Source organism: Achromobacter sp. GbtcB20 (assembly GCF_019091095.1).
GTDB lineage: Bacteria > Pseudomonadota > Gammaproteobacteria > Burkholderiales > Burkholderiaceae_B > Achromobacter > Achromobacter mucicolens.
The window spans coordinates 1-693 of record NZ_JAGXJZ010000120.1 but is presented as its reverse complement, the minus strand read 5'-3'; the positions used below and the strand labels follow the sequence as shown (position 1 = coordinate 693).

At 65.9% G+C, this 693-nt stretch carries 1 protein-coding gene; it reads left to right on the top strand.

What is annotated here, in order from left to right:
* Positions 1–31: 31 nt before the first annotated feature.
* A partial coding sequence (locus KVT32_RS28095; protein ID WP_217619197.1) for a branched-chain amino acid ABC transporter permease occupies positions 32–693 on the top strand: 662 nt, incomplete at its 3' end.

The window sequence follows — 693 nt, the reverse complement described above, 5'->3', positions numbered from 1 at the left end:
TCGGCAAGGCCGCGATCAAGAAGGTCTGACCATGAACAAGAAGACCCTGCTCGCCTCCCTCGCCGGGATCGCCGTGCTGGCGGCCTTTCCGCTGGTCGTCACCAATCCCTACTACGTCCACCTGGTCGAGACCATCCTGATCTACGCGATCCTGCTGTTCGGGCTCGACATCGTGGTCGGCTACACCGGCCAGGTCTCGCTCGGCCACGCCGGCCTGTTCGGCATCGGTTCCTACGTCACGGCGGCGCTGATCATGCACTTCGGGACGCCCTGGTTCCTGGCGATCCCGGCCAGCATCCTCGGCACCGCCCTGTTCGGCGCCGTGCTGGCGCTGCCGGCGCTGCGCGTCACCGGCCCCTATCTGGCGATGGTGACCCTGGCCTTCGGCACCATCATCCAGATCCTGATCAACGAGATGTCCTTCGTCACGCAAGGGCCGATGGGCATCACCCTGACCAAGCCGAGCCTGTTCGGGCGCGAGCTGCACGAGACCGAATACTTCTACATGGTCGCGGTCTTCATGGTGGCCGCGCTGACCGTGGTGCACTTCCTGCTCAAGTCGCACTTCGGGCGCGCCTTCGAGGCGCTGCGCGACAGCCCGATCGCCTCCGACTGCATGGGGGTCTCGGTCTACCGCTACAAGGTGTATGCCTTCGTGATCAGCGCGGCCCTGGCCGGCCTGGCCGGCAGCCT